Here is a 20,039-nt window from a genome sequence, read left to right on the forward strand (position 1 = left end):
TCTAGATGTTATTTTACATAGTTCGTATTTTCTTCAATGTGTCTATCATACTCTTCGGATTAAAGGGGAATTCAAATGAAAAAATTGGTCTTGATCGGCGGAGGTTACGGGAACATGCGTGTTCTTCATCGCTTATTGCCAAACCAGCTGCCTGATGATGTTTCAATCACGTTAATTGACAGAAATCCTTATCACTGCTTGAAAACAGAATATTATGCCCTTGCCGCAGGCACAATTTCTGACCACCATATCAGAGTGTCATTCCCAGAGCACCCTCGCCTGGATGTCCAATACGGTGATATCACATCAATTGATATTGCACAAAAACAAGTGCTGTTCCAAGATCGTGAACCGATTTCTTACGATGACGCCGTCATCGGGCTCGGCTGTGAGGATAAATATCACAACGTGCCGGGAGCGCCTGAATTCACCTACAGCATTCAAACCATCGATCAGTCCCGTGAAACCTACCAAAAGCTGAATAACCTGAGCGCTAATGCCACCGTCGCCATTGTCGGAGCGGGCTTAAGCGGTGTTGAGCTTGCAAGTGAATTGAGAGAAAGCCGTGATGACCTGAACATTATTTTGTTCGACCGCGGTAATCTCATTTTATCAAGCTTTCCCGAGCGTTTGAGCAAATATGTGCAAAAATGGTTCGAAGAGCACGGTGTCCGCATTATTAACAGGGCAAATATCACAAAAGTAGAAGAAGGCGTTGTGTATAACCACGATGATCCGATTTCTGCAGACGCCATCGTGTGGACTGCCGGCATACAGCCAAACAAAGTTGTCAGAGACTTAGATGTGGAGAAGGACGCACAAGGGCGTATTGTATTAACGCCTCATCACAATCTTCCAGGTGATGAACATCTGTATGTTGTTGGCGATTGCGCCAGCCTTCCTCATGCACCGAGCGCCCAGCTGGCAGAGGCTCAAGCAGAGCAGATTGTCCAAATCTTGCAAAAACGCTGGAATGGAGAAGCCCTGCCTGAATCAATGCCGCAGTTTAAGCTGAAAGGCGTCCTCGGTTCACTTGGAAAAAAAGCCGGCTTCGGGCTTGTTGCTGACCGTCCGCTGATCGGCCGTGTTCCGCGTATGCTAAAATCCGGCTTGCTGTGGATGTACAAACACCATAACGGTTAATGATAGAGAAGAACCGCTGATTAGGTCAGCGGTTTAAATGATTACAAACGGCTAAAACGGTTTTAGTTTTAGCCGTTTTCATCTTTTCAGCGTGTTTGAAAACCCTTGAAGTCTATGAAAGGCGAGCATTGGAGCGGAGCGAATGTTTTCATTCGTGAGCACCAACGCACAGGCTTGACAACGAATGCGAGGGTTTGTCCACACGCTGGAACCGCTGATCAAGTCAGCGGTTTTCTATATACCCATGCTTCTCCATTTCCTCATAAACATCTTTTAATTTTGGATTGCCTTCACCGACAATTTTGTCTTCTACGAGTACAAGCGGATAAAAATACTCGTCATTTCTGATTTTTTCCGCAAGCTCTTTCGCCTGTTCATTGTCAGGCGGCTCATGAATATCAATGTATTGCATCTCAAAAGGCTGATTCGGATATTTTCTTTTCAGCGCAGCCTCAAGCCACTCGTATGTATCCTTGGCTGTCGGCATATTGACACAGCTCGCACAAACGGTTTCTGCCCCGTACACGCTGAGCATGATTGGTTTCATCACTGCAAATGCCCCCTTCTCCTAGGTAAGTCCTTTCTTTAAGTATACAGAGCCAAAGGGCGTTTTTATAGAAAAAAACCGTTTTTGTGTTGAAGTCTGAATGTGCTATAATAGGGAAAGCAACTTTGCAAACCAAACAATAGATTTTTATTGTTACACTGAATATAATGGTTTTATGACGATGAAAGGAGCGAATGTCATGACTGAAGTTGAAATGAAAGAACAGGTGCAGGAAGTACTGGACAAACTTCGTCCGTTTTTACTTCGTGACGGCGGTGACTGTGAGCTTGTAGACGTAGATGAAGGTATTGTTAAGCTTCGTCTTCTAGGCGCATGCGGCAGCTGCCCAAGTTCAACAATTACGCTGAAAGCCGGAATTGAGCGCGCTCTTCTAGAAGAAGTGCCGGGTGTCGTTGAAGTAGAACAAGTCTTTTAATCAAGCAGCCAGGCTGATATTTGATCAGCCTGGCTTTTTTTATTAGAGATATTGGTCAAACCATGAGCTGATATAATTCAGGCGCTTGATCCGCTGTCTTGGGTGTCCGGTGCGTGACAAATTGTGCGACGCTTTCGGAAAACGGACAAGCATCGTTTCCTTGCCCATTTTTTTCAGAGCGATAAACAGCTGCTCCGCCTGCTCGATCGGGCACCGGTCATCCCGCTCGCTATGCAGAATCAAAAGCGGTGTCTTAACGTTTGCTGCGTATTTTAAAGGAGACCGGTCCCAGAGCTTTTCTGTGTCCTCAAACATGTCATGCTCAAGCTGCCAGTCTGTAAAGAAATAGCCGATATCACTGACGCCGTGAAAGCTGATCCAATTTGAAATCGAACGCTGGGTGACGGCAGCTTTAAAGCGGTTCGTCTGCCCGACGATCCAGTTGGTCATAAAACCTCCGTAGCTTCCGCCCGTGACGCCGAGCCGCTTAGGATCAATCTGCGGATCTCGTTTGATAGCCTCATCCACAGCCTGCATCACATCGTCATAATCCTTTCCCCCATAATCTCCTCTGACTGCATTCACAAATTCCTGACCGTAGCCGTGGCTTCCCCTCGGATTGATATAGACGACCGCGTATCCCTTCGCCGCCAGCACTTGAAACTCATGAAAATATGTATGCCCGTACATCATATGAGGACCACCGTGTATGTTGAGAATAAGTGGATATGCTGTTTCAGCTTCCATTTGTGCAGGCTTCATCAGCCAGCCGTTCACCGTCACGCCGTCTTCTGTGACATATTGAATCTCTTCAGGCATTGAAATCGCATGTTCACTGACAAACTTGTCATTCACGCCAGTCAGCTGTTTTTCTTCCTGTCCAAGCGGGATACTGTAAAGCTCACTCGGTCTGTCCGGCTTTGTCACACTGGCCATAAAGTGCTGTTCATCAGGTGAAAGAGAGAAGCTATTGATGTACTCCTTTTCCAGACGAATCGGATACACAAGGCCTTCAATCGAAATATAATAGATTCCCGTGCTTCCTTGATCTGTGCCGATAACATAAAACCCTTGGCAGTCTTTCGTCCAAATCGGACGCTGTTCGGCACCTCCGATCAATGAATCTCCAATCAGCGCATCCGCTAAATGAACGTCCAGCATCTCAGTCAGACATGTGATGCGGCCTTGTTCGATATCATAGAGCCACGCCTTTGAGAGCGTTGCATTCTTATATTCCTTTTCATTTCCAAGCAAAGCAAGATACCTTCCGTCTGGTGAAAATGAACTCGATCCGAATGAGCCGCGATGAGGTGTAACCTGCTTTAGATCACCAGACGCCAGTGACATCATGTAAACATCATGTGGCTTGCTGGCATCATCCGTTTCAGTTAAATTAGCTGAGAAAACAAGCCATTTTCCGTCAGGAGAAAAAGCAGGATCGCCATGGTCGGCTTTGTGATTTGTCAGCTCCTTCATCTCGCCAGACTTGACGCTGACAAGCACAAGCTGGGCATACGCACCTCTCGTCAGCCCTTTGCCGTCCCGTTTATAGGAGAGACCATGAACTTCAACAGGTTCATAGCTGTCCTGCTCCAATTTTTCTTGATCATTAGCACTTTCTCCCTCTCCCAAATTGACAGTGACAAGAATCGATTCACCGTCTGGGGACCATAGCGGCTTTGACACGCCATATGGGATATCAGTCAGTTTTCTTGCTTCTCCGCCTTCAGTGCTCATGATATACAGCTGTGCTGCATCCCCTTCACGATCAGAAATAAAAGCAAGCGTGCGCCCGTCCGGAGACCATCTTGGGTCGGTGCTTCGCTTTTCTTCATGTGTCCAAGGAACAGACCCGCCTGTTTTTGTTTCATAGACCCATATATTTGATGTATACGAATCTTTCTCTTGGTTTACTTGCGACTTCACAAATGCGGCACGGGTGCCGTCTGGGGCGTATTGAGGATCTGTCACAGAGACAATCTCTGTGATGTCTTCTGCGGTTATCAGCTTTTTCATATTCATATCTCCTCCTTTTTACATGTATTTCGTTTTCCTAAATAAAAACTCCTTTATCTCCAGCAAAAAAAGCGCCCTCAGCTGAGACTGAGGGACGCTTGGCATGATTTATACACTTTTTACTTGATATAAAGGGTTTCGCTCTATTATACTTCCCTCTTTCGGAACGGTCAAAGCGTCCACTTCACAATGAGGGAAATGAAGCGCGAGCTGTTCCTTCAGCTCTTCTCCCTTTCCTTTTTCGGTCATGACGAGAATCGTCGGGCCTGCCCCGCTGAGAGCCGTTCCATATGCGCCCTTCATCTCGGCGACGTGTTCTACTTTAGACAGCTCAGGCACTAGCATCGCCCGGTACGGCTGGTGAAATATATCCTTTTTCATCATTTTCCCGACGAGTGGCCAATCCTTGGACATGATCGCAGCAATGAGCATATTGCTGACAGCACTTGCTTTTACGGCGTCGGCATATGGAAACTCCTTCGGAAGCACGTCTCTTGCGTCTCTTGTCAGCACTTCGTAAAAAGGAATGACAACGACAACGTCAATGTCGGCATCCGGGACGCGGATCATTTGGGTCTCGTCATCCTCATGAAGGCCGATCACAAGTCCGCCAACGAGAGACGCTCCAGCATTGTCCGGGTGTCCTTCTTCTAAACTGGCTACATGCAGCTTGTCCGCTTCAGACAGCTTTAGGCCGCATAATTCATCAGCCAGTTCAATGGCCGCTACAATCGCCGCGGCGCTGCTGCCAAGGCCGCGTGCAAGAGGGATGTCGCTCCACACCTTCACATGGACAGGGGGCATTTCTTTTCCGTATAAATCTGCGGTCCGTTTAGCCACTTGATAGATCAGGTTATCTGTACCCGCCGGAATTCCGGCGACTGTTTCTGTTTCAGCTTCAAATGACCATTTGTCGCTTTCAAAGACGGTCAGCTTCAAATATCTGCTAAGCGCCATTCCGACTGAATCAAAGCCGGGGCCCAGGTTAGCCGTGCTTCCGGGAACAGTGACAGAGAACAGCATGTCGGCTTCGTTCATACACGGGCCGCTCCTTTTATATATTCAAGGATGCTTTCTTCATCAGTCGGCAATGTGACGGGCTTGATTTCTGAAATGTCGACCGCTGTGTTCGGATCTTTCAGTCCGTTTCCTGTTAACACAGCCACGACCTTGCTGCCTTTCGGAATTTCCCCGGATTTCACTTGTTTCAGCACTCCTGCGATAGACGCGCAAGAACCTGGTTCTGCAAACACGCCTTCTTCACGGGCAATCAGCTGATAGGCGTGAAGGATTTCATCATCAGTGACTTCGTCAATTTTCCCATTGGATTCCTCGGCTGCCTTTACCGCTTTGTCCCAGCTTGCCGGGTTTCCAATCCGAATGGCCGTCGCTATTGTTTCCGGATTTTCAATCACTTCATTGCGCACAATTGCCGCAGCGCCCTCCGCTTCAAAGCCGCGCATTTTTGGAAGGCCTGTGCCGTTTTTCTCATGATATTCCTTGAAGCCTTTCCAGTACGCAGTGATATTTCCCGCGTTTCCAACTGGGATCGCTAACACATCCGGCGCTTCCCCCAGCTGTTCGCACACTTCGAAGGCAGCAGTTTTTTGGCCTTCAATGCGGTAAGGGTTGACTGAGTTGACAAGGGCAATCGGTGATTTCTCACAGATGGAACGGACAATTTTAAGCGCGTCGTCAAAGTTTCCGTCAATTGCGATAATCTCGGCTCCGTACATGACTGCTTGAGCGAGTTTTCCAAACGCAATTTTTCCGTTCGGGATAATGACGATGCATTTCATGTTAGCGCGGGCTGCATAGGCTGCCGCAGCAGCGGAAGTGTTACCTGTTGACGCGCACATAATTGTGTCATTGCCTTCTTCTTTTGCCTTCGCCACAGCCATAACCATTCCGCGATCTTTAAATGATCCAGTAGGATTGACGCCCTCCGTTTTGACATGAAGCTCAATTCCGAGCTGCTCAGACAGCTTCGGCAGGTGAATAAGAGGCGTGTTTCCTTCATGTAAAGTAAGCGCCGGTGTTTGATCTGTTACAGGTAAAAATTCTTTATATTGATGGATAAGTCCTTTCCACATTAGCTCCAACCGTTCCCTTCTACACGATATGTGCTTTTGACTTCTTGAACGACTTCCAAATCATTTAGATTTTGCAGGATATCACTGAAATCAGCTTCTGATGTATGGTGTGTGACAATTACGATTTCTGCTAACTCATCATGGCCTTTAATTGGCAGCTGAAGAATTTTCTCAAAGCTCACGCCCCGTTCTGAGAACACAGACGTAATTTTCGAGAATGAACCAACCTCATCTTTTACATGAATTCTTAAAAACTGCTGTGCGTAAATGTCAGACGGCGATTTCATGTTTTTCTCATATTGCGGCCCGACAAAGCTATTGCCGGTTACGCCGAGGCGCATATTTTTCATGACAGCGACAAGGTCAGAAACAACGGAGGTCGCTGTCGGCATGCTTCCGGCTCCCGGTCCGTAGAACATCGTCTCACCGACAGCCTCGCCGTATACATAAACGGCGTTAAACTCATTATGAACAGCAGAAAGCGGATGGTGGTCAGGAAGCAGTGTCGGCTGTACGCTGACTTCGATTTTGCTGCCGTCACGCTGGGCAATCCCGATCAGCTTCATTGTATAGCCGAGACGTTTGCTGAAGCTGATGTCCTCGTCTGTAATCTGGGAGATCCCCTTTACCTTAACGTCTTCCAAATCCACGTTCATCGAGAAGCCGAGGCGCGCCAATATCGCCATTTTCCGTGCGGCGTCAAGCCCTTCCACGTCTGAAGTCGGATCAGCTTCGGCAAAACCGAGATCCTGGGCTTCCTTGAGCACTTCCTCGTAAGGGCTTTTTTCTTTGATCATTTTTGTTAAGATAAAGTTCGTTGTGCCGTTCACAATTCCCATCATTTTTGTAATCCGGTCTGATGAGAGGCCTTCCTCTAACGTGCGCAGAATCGGAATCCCGCCGGCAACACTGGCTTCAAAGTAGATATCGCACCCATTTTCCTTCGCTTCAGCCAGCAGCTCGGAGCCGTACACAGCCATTAAGTCCTTGTTTGCTGTGACAACATGCTTTTTCGATCTCAGCGCGTCGACCAAATATTGTTTTGTCTGCTCAACTCCGCCGATCACCTCGATGATGACATCAACATCCGGATCATCAATGACATCATATACTTCTTTCGTGAGCACTTCTTTCGGCAAATCTACTTCTCTCTTTTTCTCAATATCTTTTACAAGCACTTTTTTTATCGTAACCGGACAGCCGACCTGATGCATAAGCTTATCCTGATGATCTTGAATAATTTTAACGACACCGCTTCCCACGGTACCTAAACCTAAAAGCCCTACACGAATCGCTTTCAAAAAAACTCCACCTTTCTTTTGATTGTCCTCTTGAAAAAGACAATTGTTAACTCAACACAGACATATAAGTTACAAACATTATATAAGCCCGCTTCTGTTTTGACAAGACAGCGATAGGCTGAATTTTTCGAATGTAAACGCTTAACACATTGATATGACAAGATTCTTTATTTTCTAATTATTTTTGTCAGATTTTCTCCTCACCCTGAGCTGCCTTTGCCGAGCCAGCTGACGCGGGGAACAAACAGCTTCTGCGCCCTCATATTCATGAATTCCTGCGCTGTATTGAGAAATTGTTCATAACGCTTACAGTCATTAAGAATAAAGTCAAGCTGTTCTTCAAAATAATGCTTTTCTGATTCTGAAGACATGTAATAGCTTTCCACAATTTCAAAATAATGAAGCGGAAAAAGCAGGCGGCTGTATAAAAGGCGTTTCGAAAACGAAGACAGCGGTGTGACTTGCTCGTATTCCTGCAAAAAGAGAAAGCCCTGCTGTTGAAAATCTTGTCTGTGGTGCAAAAACGTATGTCTCATATATTCAGCCATATCACGGGAAGCGTGGTCAAACACCCAATCCGCCGGAATTCTGATCAGTGATTCGGGTGACCATGTATGCCTTTCCATCCGCTGATGGCATATCGTTCCTGAATCAGCGGCTTGGGGCTTGTCATCCAGCTCCGTGTCCACTAAATATTGGATCGCGTTTTCTGACAGTCCTAAATAATATGGAAATGACTCGATCATTTTTTTATCGAATGGCTCGTGAGGAGGGCTATGAACCTTTCGCTGCCAAAACACCTCCAGCTGATCAATGCGTTTTCCCCACAGATCCTTCCACTGGCCGATTCTTCCGGCTGCCTTCACCTCATACGGATACCCTCGGCCTTTTCGGTGAAATTCCGCCAGCTCCGCTCCAATGGAGAACGCCCTGTTTGAATAAGGGGGGGCCGCCTTCAGCAGAGCGTACGTTTTTTCTTCATGTTCAAATGTCAGCTCGCCTTCTTTTGTAAAGATAAAAACCGAAACGTATGGGTCACTTTGTTCTTGTAAATACTGACTCATGTAATAAAGCTCCGCCAGCTCTGTATCTGAGAATTGGGAAACGGGGACTATCAGAAAGAATGAATTAGGCGTCTGAAAGCATTGATATGTGTGCTGGTACACGGAGAGCTGCCTGATGTGAATGCCGTATTTTTCTTTTATTGTACCTTTCACCATGATCACCTGCCTGTTGAATTAGGGCTCATCACATCGTAGTCATACAGAGCCGGAATTATGAATACATATTTTAATCCGAACAAGGCGCAAGAAAAAGTCGTAAACTTCTCAAACATTTTGTATAAACTAGTAAAAAAGATTGGGTGAAGCTGATGTCAGAAAACGAACAATTCAGTCAGATGGAAGCTAAAGCAAGAGCACGGATGAAGGAGCGCGGCGTAGAGGTATCAGATATTGCCGAGCTTGTCTTTTTTCTGCAGAAAAAATATCATCCGGATTTAACCATTGATGAATGCACGCTGAACGTCAATCGTGTTCTCGCAAAACGCGAGGTGCAAAACGCGATTTTAACGGGCATTGAATTGGATGTTCTTGCTGAGCAGAAAAAACTGTCTGAACCGCTGCAAACGATGCTGGAAATAGATGAAAGCCTATATGGAGTAGATGAAGTTCTGGCATTTTCCATTGTAAACATTTACGGATCGATCGGGTTTACGAACTACGGTTACATCGACAAAGAAAAACCCGGAATCCTTAAACGATTAAATGATAAATCAACCGGCGAATGCCACACCTTTCTGGATGACATCGTCGGGGCGATTTCCGCCGCGGCCTCAAGCAGGCTCGCACACCGCGCGCGGCACACAGAATAAGGGCACCCTTTTGGGGCGCCCTTTTTTCAAATGTATGGAATCCATTCAGTCAGAGAGTCAATGGCGTGAGTCGGTTTTTCCATTTCGTCTGTCATATGCTCTCTTTTCGTTACGCCCGTGTGAACGAGCAGCGTATCCATACCCGCGTTAATGCCGGCCATAATATCAGTCGCGTAGTTGTCGCCGACCATGAGTGTTTCAGACACTCCTGTGCCGAGAACGCGCATCGCCTGCTCCATAATGATTGACTCCGGCTTGCCGATAAATACAGGCTGTACACCTGTAGAAACGGTTAACACAGATGTCAGTGAGCCGTTTCCAGGCAGAAGCCCTCTTTCAGTCGGGATCGCAATATCTCCGTTAGTGGAAATAAAGCGGGCGCCATTTCTGATTGCCAGGCAGCCGACAGCAAATTTTTCGTATGTAATGGAACGGTCGATACCAACAACGACAAAGTCCGCGTTTTCTCCGCCAAATGTCAGGCCGTTTTCTTCAATCGCCTGGCGGATTCCTTCCTCCCCAATCACATATACAGACGCGTCTTTTTTCTGCTGGGCAATATGCTGGGCAGTAGCCATGCTTGTCGTGAAAACCTGCTCTTCTGTTGCCGGAATATCAAAAGACATGAGCTTGTCTGCCACCTGCTTCGGTGTGCGCGAAGAGTTGTTTGTCACGAAAAGATAAGGAACGCCGCGATCTTTCAGCGTTCTGACAAATTCACACGCTTCCTCGATTTTTTCCGTGCCATTGTACATCGTTCCGTCTAAATCAATTAAATACCCTTTATATGTTTTCATTTCCAACACTCCTGTAGCTTTCCAGTTGTTATTTAAACGCGGAAACAGGTCCTAGCTCTGTTTCCAAATAGCTTCTGATCCGTTTCGGGAAGTCTTGAAGGGCTGCTTGATGCGCCTTGATCAGCCTGTAAAGCTCGCCGCTGTCAGCGAGCAGGTACTGTTGAACCAATGTTTTGCGGTAGGCGATCAATTTCTTGAGCTCAGTTCCCTCTTTTTCCGTGACAACTTTTTCATCAACAAGTATATCCATAATGTCATCATAGCTGCCCGGGTCCCGCATAATAAAACCGTCAATCATGTCATTGCCTGTATCAAGAATGCATTCGATTAACAGATGGCCTATACGCTGAAGCGCCAGTCCCCCGAATTCAGTCTGCCAGTCTGTTTGTGAGTTAAATAGCGCCAGCTGGTGCTCGAAGAACCCCAGTGTTTTCTCTATTTTGTTTCTGTCAACAAAATACATGACAGCATCCCCTTTGTGTATATTTATTTTCTGATCCGTTTCAAGACAAAATACGCACAGCCGAAATTGCAGTATTCGTAAATATATTCATCTAATGTGCTGATTTTCGTTTCGAAGGTTGCCTTTTGATTCTGGTCGTCAAAGAAGCCCTTGAGCCTAAGCTGACCGTATCCCCAGTCTCCCACAATATAATCGTATTTATTTAATATATCGGAGTAGCGGGCTTTAAAAGCCTCTTCGTTGAAGCCGTCTTTGAAATTGTGCACCAATTCAAATTCGGCATTTTGAATAAGAATCATGATTTCACCTCTTTTTCACTCATTCCTATCATAATTCATTGCCTCGTCCCCATCAATTGCTAAAGAATAAATCATGCGATTTGGCTACCCTACACATGAGGAGGGATTGATAAATGAAACGAACTGCCATCAGCCTCTGCCTGCTGACCGGACTTTTATCCGGATGCGGAGGCGCAGGATTGGATAATGCCGAGAATGTCCGCAATCAGACACAGAATCAAACCAAACCCATTCATGTGTCGGATCGCAACGAGGCTTTTAACAGGCATGATGAGAACGAACAATTTGGCTATGTCCGCTATCAAAAAGAACAATTTGACGGCGAACAGCAGAAAACGCCGGTGATGAACCGGGAAGAAACCGCTCACATGATATCAAGTTTAACGGTTCAGCTCCCCCATATTCAAGATGCTGCGACATTGGTGACTGACCGAGAAGCGCTTGTCGTATACAAAACCGATTCTAAAAACCGGGAGCTGACCGCCGATCAGGTCAAAAAAACAGCGGCTTCTGTCATACCGCGATACTATCATGTGTATATTTCCGATAATCCAAACCATATGCAGTCCATCGAAAATTACAGCAATCTCGGCTCTGGTTCCAGAGATATCAGAGAGATCATGTCGGGGACGATTCAAGAAATGAAAACCTCCCCGCAGGGAAGCCCCGTCTCAGAGAATGAAAATGCCAACGGAGAAACACACCAGGACATGAAAATCGATAGGAATGACAAAAACGCCAGATGATCTGGCGTTTTGGCATTACGCTTGTGCTTGACGCTTTTTAGATGCTTCGTTTACCTGTTCATCCGCATGGTAAGAAGAGCGGACAAGCGGACCGGCTTCGCAATGGCTGAAGCCTTTTTGCATCGCGATTTCCTTTAATTCTGCAAATTCATCAGGGTGATAGTATTTTTGGACTTTCAAGTGTTTTTTCGTCGGCTGCAGATATTGGCCGATTGCCATAATATCCACGTTGTTCGCCAAGAGGTCGTCCATGACTTCAATAATCTCTTCTTTGGTTTCGCCGAGTCCGATCATAATACTTGATTTCGTCGGAATGTCAGGCTGCATTTCCTTCGCACGGCGCAAAAATTCCAATGAACGATCGTACGTCGCACGCGCGCGGACTCTTGGCGTCAGGCGGCGAACCGTTTCGATATTGTGATTCAGGATGTCTGGGCGTGTATCCATCAAGGTTTTTAGGTTATCGTAGTTTCCGCCCATATCAGACGGTAGCACCTCAATTGTTGTGAACGGGCTTTTTCTGCGGATTGCACGGACGGTTTCCGCGAAAATGCCTGCCCCGCCGTCTTTCTGATCGTCACGCGCCACAGCCGTAATGACCGCGTGCTTCAGATTCATAAGCGCGACTGAATCCGCTACGCGTTCCGGCTCTTGCAGGTCAAGCTCAGTTGGAAGTCCTGTTTTGACAGCGCAGAAACGGCATGCTCTTGTGCAAACAGAACCTAAAATCATAAATGTCGCTGTACGTCTGACCGCCCAGCATTCATGAATATTCGGGCATTTTGCTTCTTCGCATACGGTATGCAGGTTGTTTTCCCGCATGAGTTTTTTGAGCCCTGTATAGTTTTCATTTGTATTTAATTTGATTTTGAGCCATTCGGGCTTTCTGAGGTGTTCGTCTTTCTTTGCCAATTCCCATCATCTCCAATATCCAATATACTCAATTTCTGACACGAAACATTCTGAAAACGAGAAAGGTGCAGGTTTTATTTCTGCAACAAAAATAATGTTTTTCTAACTAAAGAAAGTCTTTTCTTTAGACACTTTAACATAGGAAAAATTTCTCGACAAGGGAAGATGATTACTGACATTTTTAAGCCGGGTTGCTGCAAACTATGTGTATTCAATATGAAAGGAGATTATTTTGTGAAAGTTTTGTTATCCGCTCTTCTTCTCCTTTTGTTTGCCTTTGAGCCTTCTGCGTCTGGAAAAAAGCTTTCAGATCCAGTGCTGTCGAAACGGATGGAATTATATCATAAAATCGAGGCTGTGACGCAGATCCCTTGGTATGCGCTCGCCGCTGTTGATCAATACGAGGAAAATGTGCGGAGCAACCGGAAAGATCTGCCCGACAAGGCGGGAATCATCAGCATCCATATACCCGATGACATCTGGAGCGGGCCTGAAAACCCAAATCCGAAAGATGATGCGCCGTTAAGCATTAAAGTGTTTGACGGAATCGGAATGGATGGCGATGGAGACGGGAAAGCAGAGGTCAGCAACGATGAAGATATTTTGTATACGTTCAGCCAATACTTGCTGTCGTACGGCACAGATGAGGACAACATCCGCATTGGGCTTTGGCATTATTACCGGCGCGATCAGACAGTGGGGATCATATCTGAATTCATGAAGCTTTTTAAAGCCTACGGCCATATTGACCTGGGCGAGCATGCATTCCCGCTTCCGATCAGAACCGATTACAGCTATCGAAGCACGTGGGGAGATGCCCGCGGCTTCGGAGGAAGACGGATTCATGAAGGTACGGATATCTTTGCCCATTACGGCCTTCCTGTCAAATCCACATGTTACGGCGTTGTCGAAATGAAGGGCTGGAACCGCTTCGGAGGATGGAGAATCGGCATCAGGGACATTAACAATACGTATCATTATTTTGCCCACCTCAATGGGTTTGCCAAAGGGATTAAAACTGGACAAATCGTTGAGCCCGGCCAAGTGATCGGATCAGTCGGAAGCTCCGGATACGGCCCTCCGGGAACCGCCGGGAAGTTCCCGCCGCATCTGCACTATGGCATGTACAAAGATAACGGAAAAACCGAATGGTCATTTGATCCATACCCGCATTTGAGAGCGTGGGAGCGATATGAATACAAAAAAAAGAAGTAACAAAAAGCCGCCTCTTCGACAGGCGGCTTATTTGCTGCTTTTTTCTTTTTTTGATTCGGCACCGTCTTCTTCTTTGCTGCTCGGAAGCTGGACAGAAGGCGTGACACCCGAGCCGCCGCTTCCATTATAAAACTGCGGCACCTCGCCCTGCACTGCTTTAATCGATACAGGAACATTATTTGTGACGACAGCGGTTTTGCTGGCAAATGGAATGATGACCTTCACTTTAATTTCGACAAAGATGCTGATATCAATAAGTGCGTTATTTATGCCATACGGCTTGATTTTGGTTTTGACATCTGTAAAAGCGTCACCGATTAAATTGAACCGGACCGGGATTTTTGGCCCGAGGTTTCCAAGAAGGCTGTTGCCGGTTACCTGTCCCAGCGGAATGTTGATCATAATGTTTTCACTGGCGCCGCTATGTCCGGTATGGGTTTCCATCTCTTTCAGATGAGCCTGAAGCTGCTTTGTCACTTTTGTTTTTACACTGTTTACAACCTGTGTATTAAAATCGATTGTCGTTAAGTTTCCATTTTCATCAGAATTCATTTGAAACATATCTTTCATATTTTCACTGTCAGACATATAGTCCTCAATCGAATCCTGGATCACCTCTGTCGCGATACGCTTCGTTTCCATCTCGCCGATGTCCATTAAAACAGGTTTGATCGAGCCATTGATCATCCAAAGGCTGACCGTTGTTGACAGGATAAAAAAGACAACTGACAGGAGCATCACGTAACGGAAAGGCAAAGGTCCTCTCTTGCGAAAAGGGCCGCGATATCTTGGCAAGAAAATCCCCCCTTACATATCACAATGTATGCTTGTAAGAGGGGACATAGTAATAGCCGGGGCCAATTTATTTTATTTCACCATTTTTAAAAGCGCTTCTCTGCCGCTCATGCCGACTTGAATGCCAAGATCTTCCGCGGCGTACGTGACGGATTCTAAAGGTGCGTCTAACAGCTGGTCAATGGTGCGGACACCAACTGCGCGCCCCGCCACGATGCCGCGCTCCTTTAATTTCTCATTCAGCAGCGCCACATCAAGCGCGCCGCACATAATGTATCCGTGATCATTGGTGACGGCCATAAAATTCGTTTTGGGAAGCTTTACTGTCACAGCTGTAAAAGGCTGTCCTTCTATCATGATCGGTGTCAGATTTACCACGTCAACCACTCCCTTCATTCATCATTTTATGATGAAGGGCACAGCTTGTTGTGGGCTGACAGCCTTATTGCGCGAGCTTCCAAGCGAGCAGATCCCGCAAAAATTCCGGCATAAAGTATTCTTTTTCTGCCGCGTCGCGAATCAATGGAAACAGTTTGCCGAGCGTAAACATATCAAGCACCGCAACGGAGTATTGTTTATGTTTTTCAATATCTTCCCCGTTCAGCGTGATGCGGGTGACATGCGTGATCCCGTCATCGAGCCGTTTCGTTTCTACCTCAACGCCGGCATACACCATTTTCCCCATCACTTCTCCGCGGAAGCCAAGTCCTTTGATCCGGAGCTGTTCCATTTGTTCGGAAGCGGCATGGACAATGGTTTCCTTCAGTTCTTCACCCGTCAGGCGGACAGCCACCGGGTTGATCGGATGCGGACAGATGCGGTGCAGATCCAGTTTCGTCACAGGGCCTGCTTTCAGCGGACCGAGAATGACACCTGAATTCACCATACTGATGTCCGTCTCGCACCATTCTTTTAACGCGTACGCCAAAAGCAACGGCAGCTCTGATTCTTCAAACCACTTCACCTCAGCATCTTGGGCAAGCTCCGCAACGGCATCGGAGAGCTTCTCCTCAGCTTCACGTTCTTTTTCATTAAGAAACGCTTTTGTTTCTGCGGATTCTCCTATCCATTCCGCCATGTTCTGCACAGACGCTGTTTTGCTGATGATGCTTCGCTGTACACTGTCCACCGTGATTTCTACACAGCCGACATAATGCCCGTATTTCTCAGCACTGGCAAGCAATACCCCGTTCACCACTTGTCCGTCTTCAAGCAAATGATGGGTGTGCGATTCGAGAATGACATCAATCTCAGGTACCGCTTCAGCCACTGCTTGATCATCAAGAATGCCTAAATGCGACAGCAGGACGATGATATCCGCCTGCCCTTTCACTTCCTGAATGGTTTCCTTTACGCTATCAAGGGCATCCGTTACTGTCCACCCCAGCTTGTCATAAACGGGATAATACGGCACAGTTACGCCTAAGAAAGCAATGGACATACCGTTTTTCAATGATTTGATATGGTAAGGCACCGCCCAGGACGGACGGTTTCCGTTTTTATCAAACAGGTTGGAGACGATAACAGGAAATTCAGCATGATCATATAAAGCAGCAAGCTCTTCATGCGGAAGCGTAATCCCTTCGTTATTGCCGATCGCCGCTCCATCAATGTGAAGGCGGTTTAAGAGATCGACATTGGCTTTTCCGAATGTCGCCTCTGTCACGAATTGAAAACGATCAAGATGATCGCCAATATCAAATACGAGCGTCTCTTCGCTGTCTGATTGATGCTCTTTTCTTTTCTGCTCGATATAATCTACAATTTTCGGCCAGTTTTCAAAATGGCTGTGCAAATCATTTGTATGATATAAGCGGAGCTTCTCCTTCATAATATCTCTCCCTAATCGTTCAGCTGAAAATGCCTTCATAAATGAGCTGGCAGCCGATCAAAATCAATACGATCCGCATGATCATAACGATCGTTTTCGTCTGCATTTTTCTGTTGATGGCGGCGCCAAGCTTTCCGCCGAACCAAGCGCCGGGCACAAGCGCGAGGGCGTACAGCCAATTGACGTGCCCGGAAATAATATGTGAAACAGACCCTGTCATAGAAGACAGGAAAATAATAAACATGGATGTTGCGACCGCAACCTTCGGCGGAAACAAAAATAACAGCATCATCGCCGGAACCATCAGTGATCCGCCGCCTATTCCGAAAAGCCCGCCTAAAAAACCGACAACAAAGGCAATGGCAATACCGACAGGGGCCTGATATGAGTACGTATAAGGCTCACCGGCATCATCCTGAAATGTCCGGATAATCCCTTTGTGCGCTTTGTTAATGGGCCGGGCTTTCGCTTTCAGCATTAAGGATAATGAAATCAGAATCATAAAAATGCCAAACCAAACGGAAAATGAGTTTGAATTGAACAGCTTTGACACATAAGCCCCGATTATGCTGCCGGGACCTGAACCGATAAAGAAAATGAGCCCGCTCTTATAATCAACGATTTTATATTTAATATAAGCCAAAGTTGAAGAAAGACCCGTAAAAATAATGACCAAAAGCGAAGTTCCAATCGCAACCTGCGGCGTCACATCCTGAAACAGCGGCGTCACTGTGCTTAAAAACATCAAAGACGGCACAATGACAATTCCGCCGCCAAGCCCGATCAGACTTCCTACCGTACCTGCGATTAATCCCAGGACGACCAAAATCACAAACGACATCAGTAAAAACCTCTTTTCAAAAATAAATCGAGCTGTCTCGGAGCAAGTCCGCTGTACTCGATATCAAGCAGTTCAAGCATCTGCTTGCCGTTATCCGCGGCGTCACCGCCGGAATTATTGTTGAACAGGACAAAAATATCCTTACATTGCTGCTGCAATTCATTCAGGTGCTTTTTCCAATCCTCCAACTCCTGTTGGTTGTAGCGGTATAGGTACCTGACCTCGCGCCAGTTTTTCCCGCCGTCAGGCTTCATCCAGCCCTGCTTGTTGCGTCCGTGAAACCTGACGAGCGTTTTGTTTTCATCGGTCGCGCGCAGCACAGTCGGAACGCTGCCTTCTCCGATTTGCGGTTCATCACAAACACTGTGAATCCAGCCTTCCGCTTTCATAAATGAAAGCGTCTGCTCATAAAACGGCGGCGAGAACCAGGAACGGTTTCTGAATTCAAGCGCACAAGGGATATCTCCCATTTGGTGCTTGCACCATCTCAAATAGGCGACATTCTCCTTCTTGCAGTCAAACCACGGCGGAAATTGAAACAGCACCATGGCGAGCTTGTTGCTATGTAAATATGGCGTTAAAGACACCTTAAACGCATCAAACATCTCCTCTTTTGAGTCAAAGGGAATTTCACCGCGCTGATGCCCTGTCATGCCCTGATATGCTTTCACGATAAATTGGAAGGTTTCGGGCGTTTCCTTGACCCACTTTTCATTATTGCGAGCCGGCTGAATCGCGTAAAAGCTCGCGTCTAATTCCACGATCGGAAAATGGGAGGAATAGGCCTGCAATTTTTTCTGGCTGGTCGTCTTCGGCGGATAGATGCTGTCATGATCCCCCCATCCCGTCAGTCCAATATAAATCACACTCATTCACCTCTCTTTCAGTTTATCACACGTGTTTTCAGGTTTCCTCGGAAATGCTGTTCATATGGCGGGAAAAAGCAGAACTCAAATGCTGATATTGTTCCTCATTCGTATCTAAAAACGCCTCTTCTCTTGTGGAAGGAATATGCTGATATTCAATAGGCGCCTGAAACTGCTCACTCGTAAAATCGTACACCACACCATTGAAGCTGTTATAAAAATGCCAGCTCTCACCGACTCTTGTTTTCAGAATGGCGCCGCCGAATTGATCCTGAATCACCAGTGCCGTCACACCGCATTGGCCGCATGACGGGCATTCTTCCGTCCATTTAGAGCTCGTATGGCGAGACCAAGATTGCTTAAGTATGTATTTGACATGCTCCACTGCCTCCGCCTCCTTTTAAAAAAGATACCACGTTGATGAAATTTTAAAAACAAGAACGGCAGAAATCAAAAAACCCGGCGGTAAAATCCGCCGGGCTTACGAAGGAACGACCAGCGCTCCGTCAATTCCGCTGACTTTTTCCCCATCATTGTACACGCACCGGCCTTTGCTGTAAGTGGCCGAAATACGGCAGGGAAATGTATGTCCTTCGTAAATGCTTATTTTATGCTTTGCAAACATCGATTCTCTAGTGACAGTGTACGGCTCCATGCTGACGAGCACAAAATCCGCATCACACCCCGCTTCAAGCCGCCCTTTTTTCTGAAGGCCGAATCGTTTCGCAGGTGCCGCCGCTGTCCATTCAACGATGATTTCAAACGGAATCTGATGCTCAAGCGCCAGTTCCAGCATCCCTAATAAAGTAAACTGCCCGCCGCTGATTCCGCCCCATGATAAAAACAAATTATCCTCCCGCTTCAAAGACGGACGGCAAGGGGAATGGTCTGAGGAAACCATGTCAATGTGCCCCGCAATGAGCGCCTCGACCAGCGCTTCCTTCGATTGCAGTGAGCGGAGCGGCGGCGCGCATTTCGCGACAGAGCCCTTTTCCCGTAAATCGTCATGGCTGAATAAGGCATAATGCGGGCATGTTTCGACCGAAACATCGAGCCCTTCCTGTTTCGCCTCTCTGATCAGCTGAACCGCTTTCGCCGTACTGATATGAACAAAATGAACCGGACAGCCTGTCACCCTCGCATACTGAATCGTGCGATACACCGCTTCAGCTTCGGCTTCCTCCGGGCGGGAGGCGGCGTACGCATCCGCATCCACCTTTCCTTTATTGGCCAAAACCATCTGCAAATAGCTTGTGATCGCATCGCTTTCTGCGTGAAGAGCGAGGATTTTTCCTGCAGCCGCAATTTCCGCCATACCTTTAAGCAATGTCCGTTCATCAACAGAGCGGAACTCATCAGTGCCTGACTTTGATAAAAACGCTTTAAACCCGATCGCTCCCGCTTCAGCCATCGGGCGGATGTCCTCGATATGGCCAGGCACAAGACCGCCCCATAGCGCAAAATCCACGGCAGATTTTTGCCTGCCCAGCTCAGCTTTTGCGAGAAGGTGCTCTGCCGTCACGGTTGATGGAATGCAGTTGAGCGGCATATCAAAAAAGGTGGTGCAGCCGCCTGCGGCCATCATTTGAGAACCTGTTTCAAATCCCTCCCAATCTTCCCTGCCCGGTTCATTAAAATGAACATGGCAGTCTATCGTACCAGGAAACACGTATGTCCCGTCTGCCTGGATGATTTCCGTCCCGCTTGCTTCGATGTCAGAACCTATCTCGGCAATGACACCGTTTTGAACTGCAATATCAGCTTCTGTAACGCCATCTGGCGTAACTGCCTTTGCACCTTTTATGACCATATCGTAAGCCATATTAATCCCCCCATGTAAGGATGACGATTTTTCATGTCAGTTT

At 47.0% G+C, this 20,039-nt stretch carries 22 protein-coding genes; 5 read left to right on the forward strand and 17 right to left on the reverse strand.

All coding sequences use genetic code 11. The features are described 5' to 3' along the window. Positions 1-75 precede the first annotated feature (75 nt). Complete coding sequence (locus JQX68_RS16400; RefSeq protein ID WP_014665237.1) at positions 76-1,143, forward strand: NAD(P)/FAD-dependent oxidoreductase; 1,068 nt, start codon at positions 76-78, stop codon at positions 1,141-1,143. 223 nt (positions 1,144-1,366) lie between these two features. Here the strand turns inward: JQX68_RS16400 and JQX68_RS16405 are convergent, their stop codons facing one another. Beyond that, positions 1,367-1,693, reverse strand: coding sequence for a YuzD family protein (locus JQX68_RS16405; RefSeq protein ID WP_040081940.1), 327 nt, complete (start codon positions 1,691-1,693; stop codon positions 1,367-1,369). A gap of 97 nt (positions 1,694-1,790) precedes the next feature. On the opposite strand from JQX68_RS16405, the gene JQX68_RS16410 reads away from it, so the two are divergent. Further along, positions 1,791-2,126 (forward strand): NifU family protein, encoded by a 336-nt coding sequence (locus JQX68_RS16410; protein ID WP_172640843.1) that lies wholly within the window; start codon positions 1,791-1,793, stop codon positions 2,124-2,126. A 42-nt stretch (positions 2,127-2,168) separates the two neighbouring features. Here JQX68_RS16410 and JQX68_RS16415 read toward each other — a convergent pair whose 3' ends face one another. The 5 genes from JQX68_RS16415 to cotNH all read right to left on the reverse strand — a co-directional run bounded on the left by JQX68_RS16415 (position 2,169) and on the right by cotNH (position 8,756). Then, a complete protein-coding gene (locus tag JQX68_RS16415) occupies positions 2,169-4,142 on the reverse strand; it encodes a S9 family peptidase (protein WP_147772488.1) in 1,974 nt (657 codons plus the stop codon). 108 nt (positions 4,143-4,250) lie between these two features. Further along, the gene (gene thrB / locus JQX68_RS16420; protein WP_014665240.1) at positions 4,251-5,180 is read right to left on the reverse strand and encodes a homoserine kinase; all 930 of its coding nucleotides are present in this window, start codon (positions 5,178-5,180) and stop codon (positions 4,251-4,253) included. Beyond that, positions 5,177-6,235: a threonine synthase gene (gene thrC / locus JQX68_RS16425; RefSeq protein WP_103032348.1), complete on the reverse strand. Its 1,059-nt coding sequence runs from the start codon at positions 6,233-6,235 to the stop codon at positions 5,177-5,179. Before thrC ends, thrB begins: the two co-directional genes overlap by 4 nt. Beyond that, positions 6,235-7,536, reverse strand: a complete 1,302-nt coding sequence (locus JQX68_RS16430; protein WP_069840266.1) for a homoserine dehydrogenase — start codon at positions 7,534-7,536, stop codon at positions 6,235-6,237. Before JQX68_RS16430 ends, thrC begins: the two co-directional genes overlap by 1 nt. A gap of 200 nt (positions 7,537-7,736) precedes the next feature. After that, positions 7,737-8,756, reverse strand: a complete 1,020-nt coding sequence (gene cotNH, locus JQX68_RS16435; protein WP_147772489.1) for a spore coat-associated protein CotNH — start codon at positions 8,754-8,756, stop codon at positions 7,737-7,739. A 152-nt stretch (positions 8,757-8,908) separates the two neighbouring features. Here cotNH and JQX68_RS16440 point away from each other — a divergent pair, with 152 nt between their 5' ends. Beyond that, the gene (locus JQX68_RS16440) at positions 8,909-9,409 is read left to right on the forward strand and encodes a phosphatidylglycerophosphatase A family protein (protein WP_003243814.1); all 501 of its coding nucleotides are present in this window, start codon (positions 8,909-8,911) and stop codon (positions 9,407-9,409) included. Positions 9,410-9,435: 26 nt separating this feature from the next. Here JQX68_RS16440 and nucF read toward each other — a convergent pair whose 3' ends face one another. The 3 genes from nucF to JQX68_RS16455 are packed head-to-tail and all read right to left on the reverse strand — an operon-like array spanning position 9,436 to position 10,968. Then, positions 9,436-10,206, reverse strand: a complete 771-nt coding sequence (nucF, locus tag JQX68_RS16445) for a 5' nucleotidase NucF (RefSeq protein ID WP_205440346.1) — start codon at positions 10,204-10,206, stop codon at positions 9,436-9,438. Between the two features lie 28 nt (positions 10,207-10,234). Next, positions 10,235-10,669, reverse strand: coding sequence for a DUF86 domain-containing protein (locus JQX68_RS16450; RefSeq protein ID WP_014665245.1), 435 nt, complete (start codon positions 10,667-10,669; stop codon positions 10,235-10,237). 23 nt (positions 10,670-10,692) lie between these two features. Further along, positions 10,693-10,968 (reverse strand): YutD family protein, encoded by a 276-nt coding sequence (locus tag JQX68_RS16455; protein WP_003228682.1) that lies wholly within the window; start codon positions 10,966-10,968, stop codon positions 10,693-10,695. 113 nt (positions 10,969-11,081) lie between these two features. On the opposite strand from JQX68_RS16455, the gene JQX68_RS16460 reads away from it, so the two are divergent. Next, entirely contained in the window at positions 11,082-11,714 is a 633-nt protein-coding gene (locus JQX68_RS16460; protein ID WP_040081931.1) for a YhcN/YlaJ family sporulation lipoprotein, read from the forward strand. Between the two features lie 15 nt (positions 11,715-11,729). Here the strand turns inward: JQX68_RS16460 and lipA are convergent, their stop codons facing one another. Beyond that, positions 11,730-12,626: a lipoyl synthase gene (gene lipA / locus JQX68_RS16465; protein ID WP_003222888.1), complete on the reverse strand. Its 897-nt coding sequence runs from the start codon at positions 12,624-12,626 to the stop codon at positions 11,730-11,732. 234 nt (positions 12,627-12,860) lie between these two features. Here lipA and lytH point away from each other — a divergent pair, with 234 nt between their 5' ends. Beyond that, entirely contained in the window at positions 12,861-13,841 is a 981-nt protein-coding gene (gene lytH / locus JQX68_RS16470; RefSeq protein ID WP_134975161.1) for an L-Ala--D-Glu endopeptidase, read from the forward strand. 27 nt (positions 13,842-13,868) lie between these two features. Here lytH and yunB read toward each other — a convergent pair whose 3' ends face one another. The 7 genes from yunB to JQX68_RS16505 form a co-directional block, all read right to left on the reverse strand. After that, positions 13,869-14,636, reverse strand: coding sequence for a sporulation protein YunB (gene yunB, locus JQX68_RS16475; protein ID WP_147772491.1), 768 nt, complete (start codon positions 14,634-14,636; stop codon positions 13,869-13,871). A gap of 72 nt (positions 14,637-14,708) precedes the next feature. Next, positions 14,709-15,014, reverse strand: coding sequence for a YunC family protein (locus JQX68_RS16480; protein ID WP_014665249.1), 306 nt, complete (start codon positions 15,012-15,014; stop codon positions 14,709-14,711). A 64-nt stretch (positions 15,015-15,078) separates the two neighbouring features. Beyond that, on the reverse strand, positions 15,079-16,467 hold the full coding sequence (locus JQX68_RS16485) for a bifunctional metallophosphatase/5'-nucleotidase (protein WP_014665250.1): 1,389 nt from the start codon (positions 16,465-16,467) through the stop codon (positions 15,079-15,081). Between the two features lie 19 nt (positions 16,468-16,486). Then, positions 16,487-17,308, reverse strand: coding sequence for a sulfite exporter TauE/SafE family protein (locus JQX68_RS16490; RefSeq protein ID WP_014665251.1), 822 nt, complete (start codon positions 17,306-17,308; stop codon positions 16,487-16,489). Continuing rightward, the gene (locus JQX68_RS16495) at positions 17,308-18,174 is read right to left on the reverse strand and encodes a DUF72 domain-containing protein (RefSeq protein WP_205440649.1); all 867 of its coding nucleotides are present in this window, start codon (positions 18,172-18,174) and stop codon (positions 17,308-17,310) included. The genes JQX68_RS16490 and JQX68_RS16495 overlap by 1 nt, the downstream gene beginning before the upstream one ends. A gap of 37 nt (positions 18,175-18,211) precedes the next feature. After that, a complete protein-coding gene (locus JQX68_RS16500) occupies positions 18,212-18,559 on the reverse strand; it encodes a YunG family protein (RefSeq protein WP_040081928.1) in 348 nt (115 codons plus the stop codon). 96 nt (positions 18,560-18,655) lie between these two features. Next, positions 18,656-19,996, reverse strand: coding sequence for an allantoinase (locus JQX68_RS16505; RefSeq protein WP_205440347.1), 1,341 nt, complete (start codon positions 19,994-19,996; stop codon positions 18,656-18,658). Positions 19,997-20,039: the final 43 nt, after the last annotated feature.

This window comes from Bacillus sp. LJBS06, from assembly GCF_016924995.1.
In the GTDB taxonomy this organism is placed as follows: Bacteria; Bacillota; Bacilli; order Bacillales; family Bacillaceae; genus Bacillus; species Bacillus stercoris.